We start from the raw sequence: 26455 nt of genomic DNA on the forward strand, positions 1-26455 counted from the left end.
TTTTTCTACCAGCGCCGCTCGAAGCGGCGCCGGAGCACGATCGCGGTGATGTTCATGGCCATGAGGAAGACGAGCAGGATGATGATGGCGCCGGACATGCGCTCGACAAAAGCGCGCTCAGCCTCGTTTGCCCACATATAGATCTGAACCGGCAGCGCGGTCGCCGGATCGAAAGGCGTCGTCGGATAATCGGCGACGAAAGCGACCATGCCGATCAAGAGCAGCGGTGCTGTCTCGCCGAGCGCACGCGCTAGGCCGATGATGGTGCCGGTAAGGATGCCTGGGGCGGCAAGCGGCAGGATGTGATGGAACACCATCTGCATCTTGGAGGCGCCGAGACCTAGGGCCGCCGAGCGGATAGACGGCGGCACCGCGGCGAGGGCGGCGCGCGTGGCGATGATTATGGTCGGCAATGTCATCAAGGTCAGCACCAGGCCGCCGACGAAGGAAGCCGAGCGCGGCATGCCGAGGAAGTTGATGAACACGGCAAGGCCAAGCAGACCGAAGACGATCGACGGCACCGCCGCGAGATTGTTGATGTTGACTTCGATCAGGTCCGTAAAGCGGTTCTTCTTGGCGAACTCCTCCAGATAGATGGAGGCGGCGACGCCGATCGGCAGCGCCAGCAACAGCACGATCACCATCATGTAGAACGAGCCGATGATCGCCACGCCCATGCCCGACGTTTCGGGCCGGCTGGAGGCGCCATAGGTGAACAGGCCGGTGTTGAAATGCTCGGCCATCACGCCGTCGGCTTTAAGCTTGTTCATCCAGTCGATCTGCTGGTTGGACACCTTGCGGCGCGCTTCATCGACGCCGAGGTCGATCTGGCCCTTGAAGGCCGAGTCGAGGTTCGCGGCAGCCAGGATGTCGACGTCACGCGTCCTGCCGATCACCGACGGATCGGCGGAGACGATGTCGCGCAGATGGACGCGGGCGCCTTCCGACAGGAAGCCCTTGAGCTTCAGCATCATCGGCTTGTTGGCCGGATCGATGCCGAGCTTGGCCACCAGCGCGTTTTCGGCGAGCTTGGGATAGTTCGCCTTGATCAGCACGGTAGGGTCGGTCGCGCGCTTGCCGGAGGGATCGATCACCTTCTCGTCGAAGGTGACCGGCAGCGTCACCGTCGTCTGCCAGAAGGCGGTGTAGCCTTTCGAGACGATGGTGATCAGCATGATGGCCAGGAACGCCAGGCCCACCGAGATCGCAATCACGCCATAGATGCGGAACCGGCGTTCGGCGGCATAGCGCGCCTTCAGCCCGATGTCGCGGCGCGGTCGCGCGACGGCGCCCGCCATCGTGTCCAGGGGGATGTCGGTCATTCGTACTGCTCCCGGTACTTGCGCACGATGTAGAGGGCGACGATGTTCATCACCAGCGTCAGCGCGAACAGCGTCAGGCCGAGCGCGAAGGCGACCAGCGTCTGCGGCGAGTTGAACTCGAGGTCGCCGGTCAGCTGGTTGACGATCTTGACGGTGATGGTCGTCATCGCCTCGAACGGATTGGCCGTCAGATTGGCGGCGACGCCCGCCGCCAGCACGACGATCATCGTCTCGCCGATGGCGCGCGACGCCGTCAACAGGATGGCGCCGACGATGCCGGGCAGTGCCGCCGGCAGGATCACCCGCTTGATCGTCTCGGAGCGGGTGGCGCCGAGGCCGAGCGAGCCGTCACGCATTGCGCGCGGCACCGCGGTGATGATGTCGTCGGACAAAGAGGACACGACCGGGATCAGCATGACGCCCATCACCAGACCGGCGGTGAAGATGCTCTGGCCCTGGATGAAGGGCGAGCCGCCGGTGAGTGCCGCCGACAGGTCGCGCAAGAACGGTCCGAGCGTGACAACGGCGAAGATGCCGTAGACGATGGTCGGAATGCCGGCCAGCAGTTCCAACGCCGGCTTGACCACCGAGCGCACACCGCGCGAGGCATATTCGGACATGTAGACCGCCGACATCAGCCCGACCGGCACTGCGACCAGAAGCGCGACGGCGGCGATGTAGAGCGTGCCGGCGAGTAGCGGGATCAGGCCGAACTGACCCTGGCTGCCGCCGGAACCGGCGGCGGCGAAACGCGGATCCCACACCGTGCCGAAGAAGAAGCTCATCGGCGATACGCTCTCGAAGAAGGTGATCGTCTGGAACAGCATCGACAGCACGATGCCGACCGTGGTCAGGATGGCGATGGTCGAGGCCGCAAGCAGCCCCCACAGCATCAGCTTCTCGACATTGTTGCGCGCCCTGGCGCGCGGCGCGATCTGCCTCAGCGCATAGAAGGCGCCGGCGACCGACAGCGCGAAGGTCAGCACGGCGCCGAACAGGCCGAGCCGGTCCTGGACCTGGTTCGCCTCGACCGCGATCGGGATCATATAGTCCTGTGTGTCGCTGGCCAGTGCCACGCCCTTGGCGGCGAGCAGCGGCTGCAATTCGGCGAAAGTAGCGGGAAGTGCGGTATCGCCATCGAGCCGGCGCAGGCCCTTGGCCAGGCTCTTCACCAGGCTGGCGTCGAGCGCTTCGCTGGCCACCTTTGTGTCGGCGGTGCGCTCGGGCAAAGCGGCATGGATGTGCCGGTCGAGATAGAAGGAAGAGCCGATATCCCAGACGGCGAGCAGCAGGACGGCAGGCAGGACCGCGAGCAGAAAGGCCCACCAGCCATGATAATGCGCGCGCGAATGCGGCTTGACCTTGCCGGTATCCTGCGCCGCTGCGCGCTGGCGGCCGATCACAAAAGCGACCACGCCTATGGCGATGACTATGGCGAGTACGAGCAAGGACGACATCACCCACCCCAGGGAAAATTCAGATCGCCGCCACCGTTGCGGCAAGCGGCGAAATCAGGGCGCGGATTTGGTCCGCGCCCTGATCCGGTCGGTTGATTACATCGTCTTTCCGGCGGCGAAGGCGTCGCGCTGGCCCTGACGTTCGGCGTCGGGAGCGGAAACCAGGCCGTACTGGGCGAGCGGGCTTTCCGGGCCGATCATCTGGTCATCAAGGAAGAACTCGACATATTCCTTGAGGCCGGGAACGACGCCCAGATGCGCCTTCTTGACGTAGAAGAACAACGGCCGCGACACGGGGTACGTGCCATCGGCGATGGTCTGCGTCGAAGGCACGATGCCTTCCACGGTAGCGACCTTCAGCTTGTCGGCATTGTTCTCGTAGAAGGCGAGGCCGAACACGCCAACGCCGGTCTTGTTGGAGTCGATGCGGGCCAGCGTCTCGGTGTAGTCGCCATCGATGTCGACAGCCTTGCCGTCCTTGCGGATGGCGATGCAGGTCTTGCCGATTTCCTTGTCGTCGGCGATGCCGGCAGCCTTCAAAGCGGCCTTGTCGCAGCCGGCGTCGAGCAGCTTGGTCTCGAACACTTCACGGGTGCCGTGCTTCTCACCCGGGATATAGGCGGCGATATCCCAGTCGGGCAGCTTCGGATTGACCTGGTTCCACTTGGTGTTCGGGTTGTCGACCAGCTTGCCGTCGACCACCAGCTTGGCGGCGAGCGCCTTGTAGATGTCGGCGGGAACCAGCGCCCAGTCCGGACCCTTGATGTCGGTGGCAAAGACGATGCCGTCATAGCCGATGCGGACTTCCTGGACGTCCTTGACGCCGGCGTCGGCGCAGGACTTCAGCTCGTCCTTCTTGATCGGGCGCGAGGAGTTGGCGATATCGATCGTGTCTTCGCCGACGCCCTTGCAGAACTCCTTGATGCCGGCGCCGCTGCCGCCGGACTCGACCACCGGGGTCTTGAAGTTGGTGAAGGTTTCGCCGAACTGCTCGGCGACGATCTTGGCGTAAGGCAGCACGGTCGACGAACCGGCGACCTGGATCTGGTCACGCGCAGCGGCGACACCGGACGATGCGGCGAACGCTACCGCCACGGCCGATGCCGTAACGAGGAATTTCTTCATGTGGCCTGCTCCTGTTCGGAAGATGGTCTCTTGGCGCCCTCTTCAAACCGGCGCCCGCTGAGGCCAATAGCCTTCGATTATTACAGTCGCATGACAGTTTCGTGTCAGCCCGGTAACGTCGCACAGACGTCTTGTGGGCTGCACCCTTTAAGCCGGTTTGTGGGAATGGAAGTTGCCGCTGGAATCAGACGCTTGCGCAATTCGTGCTGGCATCAAGTCCCGGCACACCGCAGGCCGCGTTGCCGAGAAAGAAAAACCGGACGGGAGCGCGTTGCCCGTGACCAGAGCGAATCTTGGCCGAGCCATCGCCAAAAACAGGTCCGTTGGGGTAGATTCGACGCTGTTTCTTGTCGGCGGTCGCTTGCTCCCGCCCGTAACTGAATGAGCGGTTTCGTTGCGACCATTGTCCTGACTGGGCGCCAGCTTTGATATGGTGCGATCGCACCATATCCTTGGCTGTTGCGGCGCGGCCGAATCCCGGCGGCGCCGCAGGTTGCTATCCAGCGTCTCGTTGGGCTTCGCCTGATATGCCGACCCAGCGCTCGACCTTTTCGAGCAGCGCCCTGGGGCTGATCGGCTTGGGCAGATAGTCGTCCATGCCGGCTTCCAGGCAGCGCTCACGGTCGCCCTTCAAGGCATGCGCGGTGACGCCGACGATCGGGATATGCATACCCGTATGTTCTTCCAGCCGGCGAATTGCGGCGGTGGCCTCGAGCCCGTTCATCTCCGGCATCGAGACGTCCATCAGGATCATGCGCGGATTAAGCCGGCCGAAGGCGTCGAGCGCCTTGCGGCCGTTGCCGACGATTTCGAAACTGTAGCCGGTTTCGCCGATTATCTGGGTGAACACCATCTGGTTCACCTCATTGTCCTCGGCAACGAGAATGTCGAGCCGGCGTTCATCCCCGGCGGCCCGGGCGCGGGCACGAACCGGCGGCGGTTGCAGCAAGGCGCGTTCCGATGCAGCGAGCGGCGGCTTTGCCGGCGACGGTTCGTTCCTGCCGCCGCCGGAACCGCTGCTTGCCGCCGGCAGCACACGGCCGTCCGTGATATTGTGATGGTGCCGCTGGATGGTGGCGACCAGCGTTTCCAGAAGCACCGAGGAACGCGCCGGCTTGATCAGCTGGGCGTCGATGCCGAGATCGCGATAGCTGGTGTTGGCGAGCGACTGGTCGACCGAGGTCAGCATGATGATCGGCGTGTCGGCCAGCCCTGCGGTGTTGCGCACGACGCGCGCCATTTCGGCGCCGCTCATCCCCGGCATCTGATAATCGAGCACGACGCAGTCGACCGGCACGCCGTAGGCAGCCGCGGCGACCAGCACCTTGAGCCCTTCGGGTCCGCTTTCGGCGGCGCAGGAATCGAAGGTCCATGACGCCATCTGCTCGCTCAGGATCGATCGGTTGACGGCATTGTCGTCGACGATCAGCACCCGTGAGCCGGTCACGTCGACCGGCATGATCCGCCGTCCGGTCTGTTCCTCGGCCCTGGGCAATGTCACGGTGAACCAGAAGGTCGAGCCCTTGCCTTCGGCGCTCTCGACACCGATCTCGCCGCCCATCAACTCGACCAGCCGCGAGGTGATGGCGAGCCCGAGCCCTGTGCCTTCGTGGCGTCTGGTCGACGAGGTGTCGGCCTGACTGAATTTTTCGAAGACGAGCTTTAATTTCTGCTGCGGAATGCCGATGCCGGTGTCGGTGACCGAAACGGTAAGCTTTGTCCCCGTCGGCCCCCTTTGTCCGGTCACGTCGACCAGCACGTGGCCTTCGTCGGTAAACTTCACCGCGTTGCCGACCAGATTGGTGACGATCTGCCTGACGCGACCGACATCGCCGACGAACAGGCTTTCCAGGCCCGGCTCGACGCGCACGATGAGCTCGAGGTCCTTCTCCTTGGCGCGCGTCGATATCAGCGTCGCCACATCCTCGATCGCTTCGGGCAGGTTGAAGGGCGCAGGGTCGAGCACCAGCTGTCCGGCATCGATCTTGGAGAAGTCCAGTATGTCGTTGATGATGGTCAAGAGCGCGTTACCCGACTTGACGATGATATCGGTGAACGTCTTCTGCTTGGGATCGAGGTCGGATTTGGCCAGCAACTCGGCCATGCCGAGTACGCCGTTCATCGGCGTGCGGATCTCGTGGCTCATATTGGCCAGGAATTCCGACTTGGCGCGGTCGGCCAGTACGGCGCGCTGGCGCGCCTCGCGCAGTTCGGCCTCGCGCAGCTTCAGTTCGGTGATGTCGGTGGTCGACCCAATCAGATAGAGCGAACCGTCGGACGCGATCATCGCGCCCTTGCGGGCGAACTGGTGGCGCACGCTGCCGTCGGCAAGCGTCACCGTTTCCTCGATCTCCTGTGTATCGCCTGTGCGCAGCACGGCGAGATCGCTGTTGACGAAGGCTTCGCCGTCCTCGCCGAAAATCTCGATGTCCGTCTTGCCGATCGCGTCTTCCCTGCGGAGGCCGGTGAGGTCGCACCAGCCCTTGTTGACGTAGAACTGCCTGAGGTCGGAGCGCTTGGCGTAGATCGACACCGGCACGTTGTCGATGAGATTGCGGAACACCTCGTTCTCGCGCATGCTCTCTTCCAACGCCTGCTCGCGCGCCTTGACGTCGGTGATGTCGGTGCTGGAGCCGACCAGGTGCACCGACCCATCGAGCGCCACCAGCCGGCTCTTGCGCGTCATCAATTGCCGCACCGTGCCGTCGCGATGGGTAACGGGCTCCTCGATCTCGCGGCCGCGGCCGGTGACGACGACCTCGGTGTCGTCATGGGTGTAGGTTTCGGCGTCGTCGATGCCGAAAAGCTGGAGATCGGTCCGGCCGATGACCTCCTCCTTGGGGATGCCGGTCAGCGCGCACCAGGCTTTGTTGACGAATTCCATGCTCAGATCCTGCGCCTTGATGAAGGCGGCGACCGGCAGTTCGTCCATGACGTGACGGAACAGGTCGATCTGGCGCATGCTTTCCTGCAGCGCCTTTTCGCGGCTCTTGATCTCCGAGATGTCGACGCGCACGCCGATAAAGGTGCCGTCCTCGGTGCGCATATCGTAGACCTGATACCAGCGGCCGTCCGCATTGAGGCGCTCATAGGACGAGTTGGGCAGGTGATAGCGGGCGAGGATGGCATTGAGCCAGACATCGGGGTCGCCTTCATAGAGCCTGTCGATTTCTGGATCGCCGCTCGATCGGAAATAGCCGACCGAATGTCCGAGTTCCAGGGCCGCGCGGAAGCTGCGGCCAGGCTGCCATGCCGGTTTCAGCTCCGGCAGCGTGTCCTGCAGCTTGCGGTTTGCAAAGACGAACTTGTCGTCGCGGTCATAGATGATGACGGCCGCCGGCAGCGACTCCAGCACCGTGGTGAGGTTCTTGCGGGCGTCCTCGGCTTCGGTCTCGCGGCGCTTCATGTCGGAGATGTCGAACAGGAAACCGGCGACATAGTTGCGGCCGCTGGGCATGCCGACGCGGTTCTTGCGCACGATGCGCGAGCGGCTGGCGCCCTCGGCGTCGAAAGTCTCCTCGACCTCGTAGGGCGTGCCGGTCGCCAGCACGGCGCGTTCGCTGTCTTCGAATTGCGCGGCGTCCTTTTGCTTGAGGAAGTCGCCGCCGGGCCTGCCCAGCATCGCTTGCGGGCTCTGTCCGAACAGTGCCGAAAACGCCTCATTGACGAAGACGAAACGCAGATTGTCGTCCTTGACGAAGATCGGGTCCTTGACGCCGTTGATCACCGCCTCGGCCAGCCGCGATTTCTCCAGCGCTAGGGCGAGTTCAGCCTCGCGATCTTTCATGTTGGTGACGTCGACATAGGAGATCAGCCTTTTGCCGCCGGCGAGCGGCGCCAGCGATGCAATCAGCGTACGGCCGTCATTGCGTGGCAATTGCCTGGAGCCCACCAGGCCGGCCGAGATTTCTGCTTCGCGCTCGGCGATGTGGCCCTGCCACTCGGCATCGTCAGCACCGTAAGGGTCCATATCGCGGCTGGCCTGCATCAGTTCGCGGAAGCCGCAGCCGATGCCGGCGCGTCGGGGATCGATTTCCCAGAAATCATAGAAGGCGCGGTTGATCACCTCCGCGCGCATCTCCGCATCGAGGACGAGCACGCCGATCGGCATCTGGTCGACCATCGTGCGAAGATTGGCGAAGGTCTCCGTAATTTTGGCGTTGGCACTCTCGATCTCGGCGTCGCGACGCTTGAGCTCGGAGACGTCGTAGTAGGTCAACAGCCGCTTGCCGCCGGACAACGCCGTCACGGAGAACATCATCGTCCTGCCATTGGCATGGAGAAATTCGCGTGGCGCAACCGAGCCGGCGCTGATCTCCTCGATGCGGGTGGCTAGGTAGTGCTGCCACTGCTGTTCATCGAGATCGCCGTAGATGCCGTTGCGGCGGTTGAGTTCCATCAACAGGCTGAACGGCGCGCCGACCGTGACGGCGCCGTCGGGAATCCTGGAGAGCTCGCGATAGGCCTTGTTGACGATGAGCGTGTCGAACTTCGCGTCAAGCACCACGACGCCCATATGCATGGCATCCATCGTCCGCTCGAGATCGGCGAGGTGCTGCGTAGCCTCGCCGGCCGGCGGATCGCTCTCGTCCTGCCGCAGTTCGTCCAGCGCACCGGCCAGTGCCGTGACGTTGCGGCCGATGCCGCGATAGCCGATGAATTCGCCTTCGCCGTCGAACCGCGGGGAACCGGTGATCGAAACCCAGCGGCAGCCGGGACGGCCGCCCTTCAACTCGTAAACAAAGTCGCGAAACGGCCGATGCGCCTGCAGGTCCTCCAGATGCCCGGCGGCGTGCTTATTGCCGTGCACCATCTGCTTGAGGAAATCGAAGCGGAAACGGCCAAGAATGCTGGCGGGATCGATGCCGGTGGCGGCCTGGTAGTTCTCCGAAAGCCAGGAAAAGCGCAGCTCGGCGTCGGTCTCCCAGACCCAGTCGGCGCCGGCCCCGACCAGTTCGCGCAGCGCTTCGGGCGAACCCCCGACGGACGTATCCTCGCCGTTCACCACCCCTTTTCGGGAACCGCGTCCGCCGCGTGTTCCAACAGTCCCGTCAGCCATCCCGTTCCCACCCCGAAAGCCAAGGCCGAACCCCCTCAGCGGTTCGCCGGCGGAATGTGCCCGAGAAGCATTAATGATCCGCTAACCATAACCAATCCAGACTGCGGCCAGAGCCACATTGCCCTGCGGTATTCCGCCGGTTGTCGGCGGAACCCCGGCCGGGCTATAAGTCGGCGGGGGTGTTGCTGATGACCGGTTGGATCGTGCCTTGTTTCCTGTGCATGGCGCTGCTTGCGGGCAGCGGCTGCGCACGCAGCTATGACGGCACGGTGGTGATCCCGAAGCCGCTCGATATCAGGCGGGTCTGGGATCGCGATCCGTCGCAGACTGAGGCCAGCCGGATGCAGGCGGCAGCCGGTGTGTTTCCGACGCCGCCGCCGCAGGAGCCCTACCGGCCCGCGGCACGCAGGCACACGACACAAATAGCTGCGCCAAGGCGGCACGTCAGGTCCAGCCCTCCCAGCATGGCTTCCGAACCGGCCAATCCGCTCACCTGCAAGAATGTCAGCGAACCCGGCAAACGCTACAGGATGGTTTGCGAATAGCTGGTACTAGTGCAATTCCAGGAAAAGTGTGAAACGGTTTTCCGTCCGGAATTGCGTAAAACAAAGACATAGAGCGGTTCGCCGTTTCGGTGAAACGGTGAAACGCTCTAGGCGCAGGTTACTCCGCCGGGAAGAAAGCCGGCCCGACCACCCTGACCGGCCGCGAGCCGGCCAATGGCTCGACCGATTGTCGCTGGGCGGCGCCCCTGGCCTCTGCAGCGTCTGCGCCAGGCTGGAGAAGTTGCGCCACGGTGCCAAGATCCGGCTTCGCTGACGGCAAAGGAATGATCGCGTTGGCCATATTGGCTGGCGTCACCGTGCGCGCTCTCAGTTCGGCAACGCGCCGGTGATAGCGCTTGAGGTCGCAGGCCCTGAAGTTCGCATCATCGCGATATTTGAAGGCCGTCGGCAGGTCCTTGTAGGATGTGCGCGTATCGAGCGCGACCATCTCTTCGGTTTCAAGGCTTGGGTCACTGAGCATGTACAGGTCGACGCCGGCATCGTCGCAGATGTAGCGGCACTGATCGACCATCTCCTTGACATCGCCGCCTTGCACGAACTGCGATTTCGGCGCCGGGAAGAAATAGCCGTCGGAGAGACGAACGCAAAACAGCATCGAATTGCTGCCGATCATGGCACCAGCCGGACGCTGTCTTTGTTGCCCGGCGGCGGGCCTGCAGCCGAGCGCGACGAGCCTGGCCTGCAGTCCGGACGTATCCCGGCGCGAAATCGCGGCGCCGGCGATCTGGCGTTGCACCCGAGTGTATTATGCCGGTTCCTGTAAATTCGCTATTACACTTTTGTTTCAAGATGAGACGAAGCCAAGCTCGGGCGAGCCAGGCCGCCCGCAACCATCGATCCCGCGTTATCGGCCCTTGCGGATGAAACCTTTCTCCGGTGTCTCGCGTTGTGTGGGGCAAAGGAGACGAAGATGTCTATTCACTTCACTGTCTCTGGCCTGACCAGGAACCTGTTCCACTCGCTGGGGCTGGACCATGAGCGGGCGCCGAGAGCGCTCGATCCCGAACAGAGCCTGTTGCTGGAATGCTATCTGGCCGGACAGATTCCGGAATCCGCCTGGGCCGACTACGTCTTCGAGACGCCGGAACTGCAGCGGCATGTCGATATCAGACGCCCGCACAACTGATCAGAGCAACTTCAGGAAAAGTGTGAGTCGTTTTTCCGGGAAAAGCGCGTAGCGCTTTCCCCTGGGAATTGCGTCAAGACAACGAGAGAGGGGGTCGCCGTTTCTGTGAAAACGGTGAAACGCTCGCCCGCTCGCCTACTGCTTGGGCGAAGCGAATTGCACGGTGAAGACATTGCCCGCGACGCCTTGCGCCAGCGTCGGCGAGAAGCTCAACGGGAGGCACTTTTGCAGGGCAGTGGTTGCGGCGTCGACGAACGGCTTCCTGGTATCGGCATCGCCATCGACCTTGATCGCCGTCGGCCGCGGCGGACCGATCAGCGTGCCGTCGCGCTTGAAGCTGAAGCTCAAGGTGACGCTGGCATTTCCAACACCCGCCGGCGGCGTCCAGCACGCCTGGATGGCATCGCCGACCTCCGCCATCGTGTCGAGCGGCGCGGCATTGCACGGGTAGCCTCCGACCAACACAACACCGGCAATCGCAAACACTCTCGCTACGCCCTTCGTCGCAAAGCTCCTCGTGTGTCGTCCGCCGACCATGATGGTAGGGTCGAAGCAGACGATGGCAATATGCCTGATGCCAGACTTTACGGCATGAGACGCGCCTGATGGCGCATCGGCGAAAAGCAAAAGGCCGGCATTGCGCCGACCTTTCCCTTCACCCTTGCGCCAGTACATCCGTGGTCGCGCGGTGCCTTCAATAGACAGCGTTTTGGTTAATGAATCCTTAGCGTTGCGCGTTGGCCTGCGACTTCACATAGGCGATGTAGCCGCGCACGTCGCCGGCCGGCTCGGCATAGGCCTGGCCGAGTTTCTTCTCCATCGCAGCGACATACTCCATGGCCCATTTGGGCAGCGCATAGTCGATGACGGCCAGGAACTCCAGCGTCGATGCCAGGCGTATGTCGGCGATCGACGGGTGCTTGCCGCCGATGAACGGCTTGCCGTCCCTGAAGAAGGAGTGAAACACCTCCAGCGGCTCGGCAATCGCCGCCATGGCGGCCTTCTGCGCCTCGGACTTCTTCTCCGGATGAGCGTCGCTATGGCCGACCTCGCCGGCATAGTGCGGGAAACCCAGCGCCGGATAGGTGGCGCGCGCCACATACGGGTAGAGCGTGCCGATCAGGTAGAACATGGCGCTGTCGACCATCGCCCGCTTGGCCGGCGCCTTGGGATAGAATTTCTCCAGCCCGTGCTTGTTGGCGAGATACTGCATGATGGCACAGCTCTCCCACAGCACGCCGCGCGGCAGCCCCTTGTCCTCGATCATCGGCGTCAGATGCGCCGGATTGCGCGCCATATATTCGGGCGAGCGCGTGTGGCCCCAGGCGTCGGTCTCGGCGGCGTCGAACCCGGCCGCACGGGCAAACACCCGGACGGTCATGTTGTTGACGCTCGGCTTCAGCATCGAGAGCTTCAGCGCCGGTTTTTTCGCCGCCTTGACCTTCGGCGCGGATTTCTTGGCAGCCGGCTTTGTCGCGGCTTTCGCGGCCGGCTTTGCGGCTGCCTTCGGCGCGGCCTTTACGGCCGCCTTTGCGGCCGGCTTCGCAGCCGCTTTCGCCGCAGGCTTGGCCGTTGATTTCCCGGCGCTCTTGATCACTGTCTTTGCCATTATGGTCCTCCCCTTTTGCTGGCCGTCAGTATGGATTCTTCGGCGTCCGGTCGTCCGACAAGGTCGCGCGCGACCACTCGACCAGCGTCTGGATCGCGTCGGCAAGGTGCACTTCGGCGATGTTGTAGTCGCCGCGCGCAACGCGCAGCTTGTGCGCCTGCATCAGCACGTCGGCATGGGTGAAACCTGCCGGCGGATCGAAGCGATAGGAGGCGAGTTCGATCAAGAGGCCGAGCGGATCCTCGAAATAGATCGAATCCATGAAGCCGCGATCCTTGACGCCGCTGTGCTTGATGGCGCGTTCGTCGAGCCGGGCGACCGCCTGCAGGAAAGTGACGCGCGACACCGAGAACGCAATATGATGGACGCAGCCCGGTTCGGTGGGCGTGCGCCGCTTGACCGGCGTGCGGCTCTCGTCGGTGAAGACGGTGATCAACCTGCCGTCGCCGGGATCGAAATAGAGATGACTTTCGCTTGGCTTGTCGAGGTTGGGCTGCTCGAAGATGAACGGCATGCCGAGCACGCCCTCCCAGAAATCGATCGAAGTCTGGCGCCCGGCGCCGACGAGGGTGATGTGATGGACGCCCTGCGACTGCAGTTTCTGCATCGGTCTCCTCCTCGCCGACCCTCGCCTATGTTCCCCGGCGTCTTGCGCGCCGCAACGCCCTTTGGCGAGGCTTCGTACATGATGCTAGTGCAATTGGCAGCGCCGCGCCAGAAGCTCGCGGAGACTGCCGGCGCTGGATGGTGAAAGGGGTTTGAGTTGCATGACCTGAGGCTATGCAACGGCTCTGAGATCGGCTTCCGCCAGCGTTCCCAGGCCCGCGCATTCGGCGCATGCCATCGTCTGCCCGGGACAGCCGGCCCGGTGCGTGCCTTGCGGGCAGCAATGCCCTTTCGACTCACGCCATTTCAAGCAATCGAAAACCTGCCCGCTGCCGTGACAGCACGGGCATATCATTTTTGCCGAATTCATGCCTGCTATGCCAAACCAAATCCGCGTTGCCGCAGATGCTATCCCCGCACCGCAAGTAACAGAGATCGCTACGCTTTCAAGCGTCGCGGCCTGACTTAAATTGGGTGTATTCGGGTGCGCGGACTTGCCGAATTTCGCTGATGCGCCGACCCTCGCGGTCACACGCGATCCGCGCGGCTGCTGCCCGAAATTTTCGATGATGCGGAAGGAAAGTCGTTGCTTGGTACGCCCAAGGGGAATCGAACCCCTGTTCCCGCCGTGAGAGGGCGGTGTCCTGACCGCTAGACGATGGGCGCGTTCAAGAACCGGCGATATAGGCTGACGGTTTGGAAAAAGCAACTGGGCTTCGAACGGCCGGACCGCTTCTGTGCAATCTCGGTTTGCGGACTTAGCGTTTCGGCTCGATCAGGTCCCACAGATTGCCGTAGAGATCGGCGAAAACCGCCACGGTGCCGTACGGCTCATGGCGTGGCGTTTCATGGAAATCGACGCCGTTTTCCAGCATCGTCGCATGGTCCCTGGCAAAATCGTCGGTTTCGAGAAACAAAACCACGCGGCCGCCGGTCTGGTCGCCGACGCGGCTTTTCTGCACATCGTCCAACGCTTCCGCCAAAAGCAGCCGGGGGCCTTGCCCGGCCGACGGCGTCACCGTCACCCAGTGCTTGCCGTCACCGAGATCGATGTTGTCGCAGAGCGCAAAGCCAAGCTTGCCGACATACCAGGCAATCGCCTCGTCATAATCGGCGACGACGAGCGTAACGGTTGCTATGCGGCGATGGTCGGCAAACCCGGTCATTGTTTCGGCCCGCTCATTTGTTGCGGATGGCGAAGCGGCCGATGATACGGCGCTCGGCGATGTCGTAGACGAAGATGGTGCGGCTGCCGTCGCTGAGCTCGGCGTCGATTGAAATTCGATTGCCCGACAGAGCCTGGCTGATCACCTTGGCTCCGACCGGGAGCACTATGTCGGCCGCGAGCGGCTCGCCGGGCGGAATTGGAATGTCGTTGGCGAGCGGCGGGTTCGCGGGCGGCGCTTTGCGCGATTTGTAGACAATGGCCGCGATCACCACCATAAGGGCCAGCAAAAGCAGGCCGAGATTGATGGCCATGAAGCGGATGAGCCTGCCGCGCACCTTTTCGATCTCGGGATCGAGCGGCTTTTCTTCTTCATCGGCAACGGGCCGGGCCATGGCAGAACTTTCCGGAACTTTTTCGATGAGCGCTCATAACGAAGAGACCCCTGAATTGATAGAGGCTGGACAATTCATAGAGGCGGCGCCGACCGTGCTCGAAGCCGGCGCGGAAGCGGCCGGCCAGCGCCTCGACCAATGGCTGGCGAGCGCCCTCGGGCCTGACATGTCGCGCAGCCGGGTGCAGATGCTGATCCGGCAAGGTGCCGTTTCGATCGACGGCAAGCCGGTCGACGAGACCAAGCGCAAAATGAGTGCCGGCGAGCGCGTATCGGTCGTCATGCCCGAGCCCGAACCGGCCGAACCGCAAGGCGAGCCCATCGCGCTCGACGTGCTTTATGAGGACGAAGAGCTGATCGTCATCAACAAGCCGGCCGGCCTCGTCGTCCATCCCGGCGCCGGCAACTGGACCGGCACGCTGGTCAATGCCCTGATCCACCACTGCGGCGACAGTCTTTCAGGCATTGGCGGCGTCAGGCGGCCGGGCATCGTCCATCGGCTGGACAAGGAAACCAGCGGCGTCATGGTGGTGGCCAAGACCGACCGCGCCCACAAGGCGCTGTCGGAGGCCTTTGCCGACCACGGCCGCACCGGCGACCTCGAACGTGCCTATTTGGCGCTGGTCTGGGGAATCCCGTCGCGGCCGACCGGAACGGTCGACGCGCCGCTTGGCCGTGCCGCCGACCGCGTGCGCCGCGCCGTCGTGCCGGAAGGCCGTGACGATGCCCGCCACGCCGTGACCCATTTCACCGTCAAGGAGCGTTTCGGCGAGGGCCAGCAGGCGTTCGCCACCGCCAGCCTGGTCGAATGCCGGCTGGAAACCGGCCGCACCCACCAGATCCGCGTCCACATGGCCCATATCGGCCATCCCGTCATCGGCGACCCCGATTACGGCCAGGCCTTCCGCACCAAGGCCAACCGGCTGCCCGAACTGCTGAAGGGTCAGGTCAAGGCATTTTCCAGGCAAGCTTTGCATGCCTGGCTTCTTGCATTTCGGCACCCGGCTACCCATTTACCGATGAGGTTCGAGGCGCCGATACCGGAGGACATGGAGGAACTCGTCGGCGGCTTCCGCAAACTCTGAACCCGAGCAATTCCAGGAAAAGTGTGAAACGGTTTTCCGTCCGGAATTGCGTCTAAACAAGCCAGCTAAAACCTGAGCGGCATTGTTCACTTCAGCGTGACACACTGTTTCGTGTTGAACAAATGCCTGTCTTTTCTGGTTTTGTTCCTATATAAATCAGTTGCCGCGGGCGAGCCTTTTGGTGCTCGCGTCACATGCCCGCCGCGTTTCGGGGGCATCACTCCAATAGAGAGGGGGCGCAATCATGGCCCAGTCACTACCCAGTATTGTTTCCGGCGAAGGCGGCCTCAGCCGCTACCTGGAAGAAATCCGCCGCTTTCCGATGCTTCAGCCGCAGGAAGAGTACATGCTCGCCAAGCGCTACGCCGAGCATGAAGACACCAGCGCTGCGCACAAGCTCGTCACCAGCCATCTTCGGCTCGTCGCTAAGATCGCCATGGGCTATCGCGGCTACGGCCTGCCGATCGGCGAAGTGATCTCGGAAGGCAATGTCGGCCTGATGCAGGCCGTCAAGAAATTCGAACCCGAGCGTGGCTTCCGCCTCGCGACCTACGCCATGTGGTGGATCAAGGCCTCGATCCAGGAGTACATCCTGCGCTCGTGGAGCCTGGTCAAGATGGGCACGACCGCCAATCAGAAGCGCCTGTTCTTCAACCTGCGCAAGGTGAAGGGCAAGATCCAGGCGCTGGACGATGGCGACCTCAAGCCCGACCAGATCACCGAGATCGCCACCAGGCTGAACGTGTCGGAAGCCGAAGTCGTGTCGATGAACCGCCGCCTGTCCGGCGACGCGTCGCTGAACGCGCCGATCCGCGCCAGCGAAGGTGAATCCGGCGAATGGCAGGACTGGCTGGTCGATGACCACGAAAGCCAGGAAGACATGCTGATCGAGCAGGACGAGCTGGAAAACCGCCGCGGCATGCTGTCGGGCGCTCTGGCCGTGCTCAACGATCGTGAGCGGCGCATCTTCGAGGCCCGCCGCCTCGCCGAGGAGCCGCTGACGCTGGAAGAACTGTCGTCCGAGTTCGACATCAGCCGCGAGCGCGTGCGCCAGATCGAGGTGCGCGCCTTCGAGAAGGTGCAGGACGCGGTCAAGGCCGCCGCCAAGCGCCAGATGCAGGCGCTGCGCACGATCGAGGCGCAGCCGGCGGCCTAAGGCTGGGTTCGGTTAAGGAACAGAAGGCGGCGTCGGGAAACCGGCGCCGCCTTTTTTGTTTTGTCGTCCGTCGGCGGTTAGCGAAAGTCGGACAACAGCTGATCTCCCCCCTTGAGGGGGAGATGTCCGGCAGGACAGAGGGGGGCGTGACGGATCGCAGCTTGCGATTTTAACTATCCCCAACCTGGAATTGTTCGAGCACACAGCCAAAGGTCAGCGGGACAGCACCCCCCTCTGCCCTGCCGGGCATCTCCCCCGCAAGGGGGGAGATCGGCAGCTTCGCCACTGCCCTCTCAAAGCCCATCAAGCGGAAACTTCAGATACCGCCTCCCATTGGCCTCCGGTTCCGGCAGCCGTCCACCATTCATGTTGACCTGCAGCGCATGCAGGATCAGCCGCGGCATCGGCAGTGTCTTGTCGCGCGCTTCGCGCAAGTCGACGAACTCGGCTTCGCTGCGCGCCGCAACGAGGTGGATATTCTTTGCCCTCTGCTCGGCGACCGTGCTCTCCCAGCACGGCTCGCGCCCGCCGGCCTGATAGTCGTGGCCGACGAACACCCGCGTATCGTCCGGCAGCGCCAGAATGCCCTCAATCGAATGCCACAGCCGCGCGGCACTGCCGCCGGGAAAGTCCGTCCTTGCCGAGCCGCTGTCGGGCATGAACAGCGTGTCGTGGACGAAGGCTGCGTCGCCAATGACATAGGTGATCGAGGCGAGCGTGTGGCCGGGCGAGAACAGCACCTTGACCGGCAGGTTGCCGATCATGAACGTTTCGCCTTCCCCAAACAGCCGGTCCCACTGCGAGCCGTCTGCGGGGAAATCCGGCCAGTTGTAGATCGCCTTCCACAGCGCCTGGACTTCGATGATCCTGTCGCCGATCGCCGTCGGCGCGCCGGTCTTTTCCCGGAGATAGTGCGCCGCCGAGAAATGATCGGCATGCGGATGGGTGTCCAGGATCCACTCGAGCTCCAGCCCGTTTTCGCGGATAAAATCCAGCAAGGCGTCGGCATTCTTCGTCGCCGTCGCGCCGGATTTTTCGTCAAGATCGAGGATCGGGTCGATGACGGCGCAGCGTCTCGTCACCGGGTCGGTGACGACATACTGGATGGCGCCGGTCGGCTTGTCGTAGAAGCCGGCGACCTCAGGTTTGGCCGAAGCGATGTCCAATGTCCGGCCCCCCTGCCCCTTGCCCGACAGGAACCGTTTTCTCCGTCGGGTTGAACAAGAGCATGGTCATCTGGCAAAGCGCGCCGGTCAAGCACGCCTTGCCACAAATAGGACTGAAGCCCCAAATAGCTCCGACGGAGAAAACCTAGGCTGACGGCTGCTTGGTCTTCCTGAGATAGGGCAGGATCGTCTCGAAAGCGCCAAAACGCTTGACCGCATCTTCGTTCGAAACCGCGGCGGTGATGATCACATCCTCGCCCTGCTTCCAGTTGGCCGGCGTCGCCACCTGGTGCTTGGCCGTCAGCTGCATGGAATCGACCGCGCGCAGGATCTCGTCGAAGTTGCGGCCCGTCGTCATTGGGTAAGTCAGCACCAGCTTGATCTTCTTGTCCGGCCCGATGACATAGACCGAGCGCACCGTGGCGTTGTCGGCCGGCGTGCGGCCTTCCGACGTCTCGCCGGCGCCCGCCGGCAGCATGTCATAAAGCTTGGCCACCTTGAGGTCCTTGTCGCCAATCAGCGGGTAGTTCACCGTCTGGCCGGTCGCCGTCTTGATGTCGGCCTGCCACTTGTCGTGGCTCGCAACGGGATCGACGGAAATGCCGATGACCTTGACGTTGCGCTTCTTGAACTCGCCTTCGAGCCCCGCCATCGTGCCCAGCTCGGTGGTGCAGACCGGGGTGAAATTCTTCGGATGGCTGAACAGGATCGCCCAGCCGTCGCCGATCCAGTCATGAAACTTGATCGGCCCTTGCGTGGTCTCGGCGGTGAAGTCAGGCGCGATGTCGTTGATACGAAGGCTCATGGCATTATTTCCCCAGCAACAGATTTCGTCAGGAGCGGCCGTGGACGGCGTCAACGCTCCGGCATTCCCGCATCTTAGCGCAAAAATCGCGGCTGCAGGACAATAGAAAACTATTATTGGCGACGGAACGAGCACTTTCGTTCTACGGACCGACGTTGGGCCGACAATCTTTCGTTTGTGCGGGAAAGGCTCAGGCCTTGTTGACCGCCAGCGACGTGGCCAGGTCTTCCATGCGCTGGGCGAGCGCGCCGAGCGCGCTGGTCAGCACAGTGTCGTTCTTGTCGGCCTTGGTCAGCGCTTCGTCGCGCGTCTTGCGCAGCGTCTGCACTTCGGTCTCCATGCCCTTGACCCGCTTCTGCAGCTCCGAAAGCTCGTCCATCACCATGATGCCGGCCATCACCGTCAGCCGCTGGTCGCCGATCTCGCCGAACGAATCCTTCAGATGCGAGACATAACGGTCGAACCGCTCGGCGAGGTCGATCAGGTGCTCTTCCTGACCCTCGTCGCAAGCCATGCGATACTGCTTGCCGTCGATGGAAACCGTGACCTGTGCCATGGCCTGCAGCTCCTACCTGTCCAGCACCGCGCGGATGGTTTCCATGGCGGTCACCAAGCGGCGCGACACTTCCTTGTTGGCATCTTCCAGCCGTTCGGCGCGGGCTTCGGAATTGTCGAGTTCCTGCGCCAGCCGTGAACGGTCGGCGTTCATGCGCTGCACCTCAGCCTCGGCTTCGGAATAGTCGCGCTCGTGCTCGAGCTTGGCCGCGACGGCGTTTTCCAGCCCCTCGATGGCCTTGCCCAGCCTGTGGATGACTTCCTTGAGTGTGGTTTCGCCGGTCATGGCCTTCGTCCTGTGCCCTGCCCATCACCGAATCGCTTCGCGTTCAGAACGCGTTAACAAGGAAACATTAGGCACCGGGTGAAGGCAACGTCAACAAAGCTCTCGCGACTGTCCCCCGCTAACGCTAATGTAGGTCGCCCCATAAGGTCTCAAAGCCATCACAAGACCGGCAAATGTGCAGCCGATTTGTTGACTAAAAGCCCGTGGCTGCTATGTGTCGCGCACTCTTTCCTGGGCTCTGCCAAGCCCACAAATCCCCACCCCGGAGGTACCATGACGTCGCGTGAACAACATGACCGGATGGCCAATGCGATCCGTTTTCTCTCCATGGACGCCGTCGAGAAGTCCCAGTCCGGCCATCCCGGCCTGCCCATGGGCTGCGCCGACATCGCCACAGTGCTGTTCACCCGCTTTCTGAAATATGATCCGAAGAACCCCCATTGGCCGGACCGAGACCGCTTCATCCTGTCGGCCGGCCACGGTTCTATGCTGCTCTACTCGCTGCTGCATCTGACCGGTTACGAGGACATGACCCTCGACCAGATCAAGCATTTCCGCCAGCTGGGTTCCAAGACTGCCGGCCATCCCGAATACGGCCATGCCACCGGCATCGAGACGACGACCGGCCCGCTCGGCCAGGGTCTCGCCAATTCGGTCGGCTTCGCGCTCGGCGAGCGCATCATGAACGCCGCCTTCGGCAATGACCTCGTCGACCACTACACCTATGTCCTGGCCGGCGACGGCTGCCTGATGGAAGGGGTTTCGCAGGAAGCCATCGCGCTGGCCGGGCACCTCAAGCTCAACAAGCTGATTGTCTTCTGGGACAACAACAACATCTCGATCGACGGTCCGGTTTCGCTTGCAGACAACACCGACCAGGTCGCCCGCTTCCAGGCCTCGGGCTGGAACGCCAGCCACATTGACGGCACCGACCCCGAGGCAATCGCCTACGCCATCGAAGCCGCCCGCCATTCCGACAAGCCGACGATGATTGCCTGCAAGACGACCATCGGCTTCGGCGCCCCGACCAAGGCCGGCACCAACAAGGCGCACGGTTCGCCGCTCGGCGCCGACGAGATCGCAGGCGCGCGGAAATTCTTCAACTGGGACTCGCCGCCCTTCGAAATTCCGGCCGACATTCTCGACGCCTGGCGCACCGCCGGCAAGGCCGGCGTCAAGCCGCGCACCGACTGGGAAGGCCGCCTGGCCAAGGCCAAGCCTGAGTTGAAGGCCGAGTTCGAGCGCCGCCTTGCCGGCAAGCTGCCGTCGAATTTCGATGCCGTCATTGCCGACTACAAGAAGAAGCTGTCGGCCGACAAGCCGAAGGTCGCCACCCGCAAATCGTCGGAAATGGCGCTGGAAGTCATCAATGGCGCGGTGCCGGAAACCATCGGCGGCTCTGCCGACCTCACCGGCTCCAACAACACCAAGACCAGCCAGACCAAGAACATCACGCCGGACGATTACGGCCAGCGCTATGTCCACTACGGCATCCGCGAGCATGGCATGGCGGCCGCCCTCAACGGCCTGACGCTGCATGGCGGCCTCATCGCCTATGGTGGCACCTTCATGTGCTTCTCCGACTATGCCCGTCCGTCGATGCGGCTGGCGTCGCTGATGGGCATCCGCTCGATCTTCGTCATGACCCATGATTCGATCGGTTTGGGCGAAGACGGCCCGACCCACCAGCCGGTCGAGCACCTGGCGGCGCTCCGCGCCATCCCCAACCACAATGTCTTCCGCCCGGCCGACGCGGTGGAAACCGCCGAATGCTGGCAGATCGCCATTGAATCGGAAAAGACCCCGTCCACCCTGGCGCTGACCCGTCAGAACCTGCCGACGGTGCGCACCGAGCACTCGGCCAGGAACCTCAGCAGCCAGGGCGCCTATGAACTGGCCGCGGCGAGCGGCGAAGCGGCGGTGACGATCTTCGCCACCGGCTCCGAGGTCGAGATCGCGCTCGGCGCCCGTGATTTGCTTGAAAAGCATGGGCACCCGACCCGCGTCGTCTCGGTGCCTTGCTTCGAACTGTTCGACCAGCAGAGCGACGCCTACCGCAAGGAGACGATCGGCAACGCGCCGATCAAGATGGCGATCGAGGCCGGCATCCGCCAGGGCTGGGATCACCTGATCGGCTCCGACGGCATCTTCATCGGCATGACCGGCTTCGGCGCTTCCGGCACCATCGAGCAGCTCTACCCGCATTTCGGCATCACCGCCGAAGCCGCGGCCAAGGCTGCGGAAGCCCGCCTGCACGGCAAGTAAGATCAGGGTCAGTCCCGCGCACCTCCAAGGCGGATTCGCGGGGCTGGACTACCTAATCGATTTAAATTCGGCCTTCTGCGGCTGGATTCTTGTGCCATCCGCCGCTATGAAGCTGCGGACCCATCTGCCGCCTCCAGCTCCCAGGGAGAGTAAAATGACCGTCAGAGTTGCCATCAACGGATTTGGCCGCATCGGCCGCAACATCCTGCGCGCCATCCATGAATCCGGCCGCAAGGATATCGACGTGGTCGCCGTCAACGACCTCGGCCCGGTTGAGACCAACGCGCATCTGCTGCGCTATGACAGCGTGCACGGCCGCTTCCCGCACGAAGTGTCGGTCTCGGGCGACCAGATCACCGTCGGCAAGGAGACCTTCAAGGTCACCGCGATCAAGGACCCGGCGCAACTGCCGTGGAAGGAACTCGGCATCGACATCGCGCTCGAATGCACCGGCATCTTCACCGCCCGCGACAAGGCTGCCGCGCATTTGACCGCCGGCGCCAAGCGCGTCGTGGTCTCCGCGCCTGCCGAAGGTGCTGACCTCACCGTCGTCTACGGCATCAACCACGACAAGCTGACCAAGGACCACATCGTCATCTCGAATGCGTCCTGCACCACCAACTGCCTGGCGCCGCTGGCCGCAGTGCTGCACGAGACCGTCGGCATCGAAAAGGGCATGATGACGACGATCCACTCCTACACCGGCGACCAGCCGACGCTGGACACCATGCACAAGGATCTCTACCGCGGCCGCGCGGCTGCCCTGTCGCAGATCCCGACCTCGACCGGTGCGGCCAAGGCGATCGGCCTGGTGCTGCCCGACCTCAAGGGCAAGCTCGACGGCATCTCGATCCGCGTGCCGACCCCCAACGTCTCGGTTGTCGACTTCAAGTTCATCGCCAAGCGCGCCACCACCGTGCAGGAGATCAACGAAGCGGTGATCGCCGCCTCCAACGGCAAGTTGAAGGGCATTCTCGGCGTCACCCATCACCCGAATGTGTCGATCGACTTCAACCACGATCCGCGCTCGTCGATCCTGGCGCTCGACCAGACCAAGGTCATGGACGGCAACTTCGTTTCGGTGCTGTCCTGGTACGACAATGAGTGGGGCTTCTCTAACCGCATGGCCGACACCTCGGTCGCCTTTGGCAAGACCATCGCCTGACCTGAAGGCATCGTCTCGCAGCTTCGAACGCCCGGCTTGTCCGGGCGTTTTTCGTCAGGGCGGCGGGCAAGGCGCGCCAAGCCGCCAAACGCCGGAAAATCAGCGGCATCAGGCAAAAAGCCATCCTTGCGCCTTGCACCGGCCATGCCTTCGCCCCACTCTCCCGTGAATCGGTAGAAAGAGGAATTCGAGGGGCAAATCACGGATGGAGCATGCGATCTATCTCGTCACGCTGGTCGGCACAGCGCTAGTCGTCGCCGCAGCGTTCTCGAGCCTGATCGCCTTCCGCTTCGGCGCCCCTTTGCTGCTGCTCTTCCTCTGCATCGGCCTCGCCAGCGGCGTCGATGGTCTCGGCATCGAATTCGACAATGCGCGCGTGGCATATTTTGCCGGCTCGCTGGCGCTGGCGGTCATCCTGTTCGATTCCGGTTTCGGCACGCCGCTCAACGCGCTGCGCCAGGCGGCCGGACCGGCGGTGTCGCTGGCGACCTTCGGCGTAATCCTGACCACTGGCCTGTTCGGCGCCGCCGCCTATTACCTGCTCGACCTCAGCTGGCTGGAATCCTTCCTGCTCGGCGCCGCGGTCGCCTCGACCGATGCGGCGGCCGTCTTCTTCCTGCTACGCGCCGGCGAGATCAATCTGCGCGAACGCGTGCGCGCGACACTGGAAGTCGAATCCGGCACCAACGACCCGATCGCCATCTTCCTGACCATCACGCTGGTCGAGATCATCGCCGCCCACGCCAATCCCGAGACCCATGTGCTGGTCACCGACCTGATCCTCGGCTTCCTGCTCAATATGGGGCTCGGCGCCGTCGTCGGCGTGCTTGGCGGGCTCGGCATCGTGCGCCTCGTCGACCGGCTCAACCTTGACCATGGCTTGCTGCCGATCTTCGTGCTGACCCTGTCACTGATGGTGTTCGCCGCGGCCGGCGCCATTGGCGGCTCTGGCTTCCTGGCGGTCTATCTCGCCGGGCTCATTGCCGGCAACTCCGACATCCGCGCCGTCACCATCCTGAAGCGCTTCCAGGACGGCATGTCGTGGCTGGCACAGATCATCATGTTCCTGATCCTCGGCCTGTTCGCGACACCCTCGCAGTTTCCGGCGATCATGGTGCCGGCGGTGCTGCTCGGCCTATTCCTGATGTTTGTCGCGCGCCCTGTCGCCGTCTGGCTCTGCCTGATCCCGTTCCGCCTGCCGCGTCCCGAGATCGCCTTCGTCTCCTGGGTCGGCCTGCGCGGCGCCGTGTCCATCCTGCTTGCCATCACCCCGCTGCTCGGCGGACTGGAGAACGGCCGCACCATCTTCAACGTCGCCTTCATCATCGTGCTGGTATCGCTGGTGGTGCAGGGCTGGTCGGTCGGTCCGCTGGCGCGCCGGCTCGGCCTGATCGTGCCGGCGAGGCTCGGGCCGCTCGACAAGGTCGAACTCGAACTGCCGGGCTCCGCCCATCACGAACTGCTCGCCTACCGCGTGGCGCCCGGCAGCCCGGTGGCGCGCGGCGAGCGTATCCCGCGCTGGGCACGGCCCTCGTTGGTGCTGCGCGACGGCCGCTCGATGCGTTTCCAGGACATGGGCCGGCTCGCGGCCGGCGACCAGGTTTATATCTTCGTGCCCGACCGCTATCCGCGCCTGCTTGACAAGCTGTTTGCCAGCCGCGCCGTAGTCGACCGCGAGGATGCCGACTTCTTCGGCGCCTTCGCCGTCGATCCCGCCCGCTCGGCCGCAGAGCTCGAGGCCGCATACACACCGGGATTGAGCGAAGCCGAGCAGAAGCTCACCGTCGGCGCGCTGGTGACGGCAAGGCTTGGCGGCCATGCCGAATATGCCGACCGGGTGCTGATCGGCCCGATCGAATTGATCGTCCGCGACGTCGACGACAAGGGCAAGATCACCGGTCTCGGCCTCTCCTTCGAGCCGACCGCGCCGGTGGCGCGGGTTCCGGTGTTCCTGAGCGCCGGCGAGATCGGCGATCGTGTCTCCGCCTTCATCCGCAACTGGCGCAAGCCGACCGAGACGCAGACTGCAGAGGCGACAGCCAATGAGAAGGCCCTTGAGCCGACGGCGGAAAAGATAACGACAGAAGGCTGACAAGCGATCGGTTCACGCTGACGTCCCGCATCATCACGACAGCCTTCGCCTTGATCTCAAAATTTAGCTCGCACCCCGGCTCAAGCCTTGCATCGTCATCGATGCGAGGTATGGTCCCGGCGATTTTCCACGGAAAGGAACCCGCATGGCCGCCTTCAAGACACTCGACGATATCGGCAATATCAGCGGCAAGCGCGTGCTGGTGCGCGTCGACCTCAACGTGCCCGTCGCCGACGGCAAGGTCACCGACGCCACCCGCATCGAACGCATCGCGCCGACCATCGCCGAGCTGTCCGGCAAGGGCGCCAAGGTCATCCTGCTCGCGCATTTCGGCCGCCCGAAGGATGGTCCCTCGCCCGAATTCTCGCTGGAGCCGATCGCCAAGGCTGCCGCGGAGGTGCTTGGCCGCCCCGTCGGCTTTGCCGGCGACTGCGTCGGCGACACGGCGGGCAGTGCGGTCGCCGCCATGAACAAGGGCGATGTGCTGCTGCTGGAAAACACCCGCTTCCACAAGACCGAGGAGAAGAACGACCCGGCCTTTACAGAGCGGCTCGCCGCCAATGGCGATATCTTCGTCAACGACGCCTTTTCCGCCGCCCACCGGGCGCACTCCTCGACCGAAGGCCTGGCGCGGCTGTTGCCGTCCTATGCCGGCCGCACCATGCAGGCCGAGCTCGAGGCGCTGGAGAAGGGGCTCGGCAATCCGGTCCGCCCTGTCGTCGCCATTGTCGGTGGCGCCAAGGTGTCGACCAAGATCGACCTGTTGATGAACCTGGTGAAGAAGGTCGACGCGCTGGTCATCGGCGGCGGCATGGCCAACACTTTTCTCGCCGCGCGTGGCACCGCTGTCGGCAAGTCGCTGTGCGAGCATGACCTTGCCGCGACCGCCAAGCAGATCATGATCGAGGCCGCCGAGGCAGGCTGCGCCATCATCCTGCCTGTCGACGGTGTCGTCGCCAAGGAATTCAAGGCGGGTGCGGCCAGCGAGACCGTTGCCATTTCGGATGTCCCGGCTGACGGCATGATCCTCGATCTCGGCGAAAAGACCGTGAAGACGATCGGTGAATGGATCGACCGCGCCGCGACGCTGGTCTGGAACGGCCCGCTCGGCGCCTTCGAGATCGAGCCTTTCGACCACGCCACGGTGGCGGCGGCCAGGCACGCGGCGGCCCGCACCAGGGCCGGCAAGCTGGTCTCGGTCGCCGGTGGCGGCGATACGGTGGCCGCCCTCAACCATGCCGGCGTCGCCGACGACTTCACCTATGTCTCGACCGCCGGCGGCGCTTTCCTCGAATGGATGGAAGGCAAGCCGCTGCCCGGCGTCGACGTGCTGAAGAAACAAGCCTGACCGGATCGGGGGCGCAAAAACGGACGCCAGGAACTTTCAATCGATTCGAGCTTTCCGATCCCATTCCTTTGGCGGTAGACTTCCGTTACGCGCGGAACGTACC

At 63.5% G+C, this 26455-nt stretch carries 22 protein-coding genes and 1 tRNA gene; 8 read left to right on the top strand and 15 right to left on the bottom strand.

Annotated elements, in window-relative coordinates; genetic code table 11:
• Nucleotides 1-5: 5 nt before the first annotated feature.
• The 4 genes from pstA to NKJ64_RS06385 form a co-directional block, all read right to left on the bottom strand.
• The gene (pstA, locus tag NKJ64_RS06370) at nt 6-1322 is read right to left on the bottom strand and encodes a phosphate ABC transporter permease PstA (RefSeq protein ID WP_352462180.1); all 1317 of its coding nucleotides are present in this window, start codon (nt 1320-1322) and stop codon (nt 6-8) included.
• A complete protein-coding gene (gene pstC / locus NKJ64_RS06375; RefSeq protein WP_023706293.1) occupies nt 1319-2779 on the bottom strand; it encodes a phosphate ABC transporter permease subunit PstC in 1461 nt (486 codons plus the stop codon). Before pstC ends, pstA begins: the two co-directional genes overlap by 4 nt.
• Nucleotides 2780-2875: 96 nt before the next feature.
• Complete coding sequence (locus NKJ64_RS06380; protein WP_023670113.1) at nt 2876-3904, bottom strand: substrate-binding domain-containing protein; 1029 nt, start codon at nt 3902-3904, stop codon at nt 2876-2878.
• A gap of 496 nt (nt 3905-4400) precedes the next feature.
• Entirely contained in the window at nt 4401-8909 is a 4509-nt protein-coding gene (locus NKJ64_RS06385) for a PAS domain-containing hybrid sensor histidine kinase/response regulator (RefSeq protein WP_352462181.1), read from the bottom strand.
• 242 nt (nt 8910-9151) lie between these two features.
• Here NKJ64_RS06385 and NKJ64_RS06390 point away from each other — a divergent pair, with 242 nt between their 5' ends.
• On the top strand, nt 9152-9508 hold the full coding sequence (locus NKJ64_RS06390) for a hypothetical protein (RefSeq protein ID WP_023670115.1): 357 nt from the start codon (nt 9152-9154) through the stop codon (nt 9506-9508).
• A gap of 118 nt (nt 9509-9626) precedes the next feature.
• Here the strand turns inward: NKJ64_RS06390 and NKJ64_RS06395 are convergent, their stop codons facing one another.
• A complete protein-coding gene (locus NKJ64_RS06395) occupies nt 9627-10142 on the bottom strand; it encodes a DUF2865 domain-containing protein (RefSeq protein WP_352462183.1) in 516 nt (171 codons plus the stop codon).
• A 297-nt stretch (nt 10143-10439) separates the two neighbouring features.
• Between NKJ64_RS06395 and NKJ64_RS06400 the strand changes: the two genes are divergently transcribed.
• Nucleotides 10440-10655 carry a hypothetical protein gene (locus tag NKJ64_RS06400; RefSeq protein WP_023690098.1) on the top strand — a complete coding sequence of 72 codons (216 nt, stop codon included), beginning with the start codon at nt 10440-10442 and terminating at the stop codon, nt 10653-10655.
• Between the two features lie 135 nt (nt 10656-10790).
• On the opposite strand, the gene NKJ64_RS06405 is transcribed toward NKJ64_RS06400, so the two are convergent.
• The 6 genes from NKJ64_RS06405 to NKJ64_RS06430 all read right to left on the bottom strand — a co-directional run bounded on the left by NKJ64_RS06405 (nt 10791) and on the right by NKJ64_RS06430 (nt 14430).
• Entirely contained in the window at nt 10791-11192 is a 402-nt protein-coding gene (locus NKJ64_RS06405) for a UCP034077 family protein (RefSeq protein WP_488505387.1), read from the bottom strand.
• A 187-nt stretch (nt 11193-11379) separates the two neighbouring features.
• A complete protein-coding gene (locus NKJ64_RS06410; RefSeq protein WP_352462184.1) occupies nt 11380-12264 on the bottom strand; it encodes a glutathione S-transferase family protein in 885 nt (294 codons plus the stop codon).
• 25 nt (nt 12265-12289) lie between these two features.
• Nucleotides 12290-12871, bottom strand: coding sequence for a VOC family protein (locus tag NKJ64_RS06415; RefSeq protein ID WP_023683976.1), 582 nt, complete (start codon nt 12869-12871; stop codon nt 12290-12292).
• Between the two features lie 590 nt (nt 12872-13461).
• A tRNA-Glu gene (locus NKJ64_RS06420) sits at nt 13462-13536 on the bottom strand.
• A gap of 92 nt (nt 13537-13628) precedes the next feature.
• Nucleotides 13629-14036, bottom strand: a complete 408-nt coding sequence (locus tag NKJ64_RS06425; protein WP_023818426.1) for a VOC family protein — start codon at nt 14034-14036, stop codon at nt 13629-13631.
• A gap of 13 nt (nt 14037-14049) precedes the next feature.
• Complete coding sequence (locus NKJ64_RS06430; protein ID WP_023748342.1) at nt 14050-14430, bottom strand: hypothetical protein; 381 nt, start codon at nt 14428-14430, stop codon at nt 14050-14052.
• Nucleotides 14431-14455: 25 nt separating this feature from the next.
• On the opposite strand from NKJ64_RS06430, the gene NKJ64_RS06435 reads away from it, so the two are divergent.
• Nucleotides 14456-15514 (top strand): RluA family pseudouridine synthase, encoded by a 1059-nt coding sequence (locus NKJ64_RS06435; protein WP_023828377.1) that lies wholly within the window; start codon nt 14456-14458, stop codon nt 15512-15514.
• Between the two features lie 244 nt (nt 15515-15758).
• Nucleotides 15759-16670, top strand: coding sequence for an RNA polymerase sigma factor RpoH (rpoH, locus tag NKJ64_RS06440; RefSeq protein WP_023670124.1), 912 nt, complete (start codon nt 15759-15761; stop codon nt 16668-16670).
• Between the two features lie 293 nt (nt 16671-16963).
• Here rpoH and NKJ64_RS06445 read toward each other — a convergent pair whose 3' ends face one another.
• The 4 genes from NKJ64_RS06445 to NKJ64_RS06460 form a co-directional block, all read right to left on the bottom strand.
• Nucleotides 16964-17836 (bottom strand): MBL fold metallo-hydrolase, encoded by an 873-nt coding sequence (locus NKJ64_RS06445; protein WP_352462186.1) that lies wholly within the window; start codon nt 17834-17836, stop codon nt 16964-16966.
• Between the two features lie 145 nt (nt 17837-17981).
• On the bottom strand, nt 17982-18641 hold the full coding sequence (locus NKJ64_RS06450) for a peroxiredoxin (protein WP_023670126.1): 660 nt from the start codon (nt 18639-18641) through the stop codon (nt 17982-17984).
• A 190-nt stretch (nt 18642-18831) separates the two neighbouring features.
• A complete protein-coding gene (locus tag NKJ64_RS06455) occupies nt 18832-19197 on the bottom strand; it encodes a cell division protein ZapA (protein ID WP_023670127.1) in 366 nt (121 codons plus the stop codon).
• Between the two features lie 12 nt (nt 19198-19209).
• Nucleotides 19210-19482 (bottom strand): DUF4164 domain-containing protein, encoded by a 273-nt coding sequence (locus tag NKJ64_RS06460; protein ID WP_023670128.1) that lies wholly within the window; start codon nt 19480-19482, stop codon nt 19210-19212.
• 273 nt (nt 19483-19755) lie between these two features.
• On the opposite strand from NKJ64_RS06460, the gene tkt reads away from it, so the two are divergent.
• From tkt to NKJ64_RS06480, 4 genes are all read left to right on the top strand, one after another.
• Entirely contained in the window at nt 19756-21747 is a 1992-nt protein-coding gene (tkt, locus tag NKJ64_RS06465) for a transketolase (protein ID WP_023670129.1), read from the top strand.
• A gap of 154 nt (nt 21748-21901) precedes the next feature.
• Nucleotides 21902-22912, top strand: a complete 1011-nt coding sequence (gene gap / locus NKJ64_RS06470) for a type I glyceraldehyde-3-phosphate dehydrogenase (RefSeq protein WP_023683984.1) — start codon at nt 21902-21904, stop codon at nt 22910-22912.
• Between the two features lie 205 nt (nt 22913-23117).
• Entirely contained in the window at nt 23118-25004 is a 1887-nt protein-coding gene (locus NKJ64_RS06475) for a potassium/proton antiporter (RefSeq protein ID WP_352462187.1), read from the top strand.
• A 145-nt stretch (nt 25005-25149) separates the two neighbouring features.
• Complete coding sequence (locus tag NKJ64_RS06480) at nt 25150-26352, top strand: phosphoglycerate kinase (protein ID WP_352462188.1); 1203 nt, start codon at nt 25150-25152, stop codon at nt 26350-26352.
• The last annotated feature ends 103 nt before the right edge of the window (nt 26353-26455 follow it).

It is taken from the genome of Mesorhizobium sp. M0062 (genome assembly GCF_040323125.1).
In the GTDB taxonomy this organism is placed as follows: domain Bacteria; phylum Pseudomonadota; class Alphaproteobacteria; order Rhizobiales; family Rhizobiaceae; genus Mesorhizobium.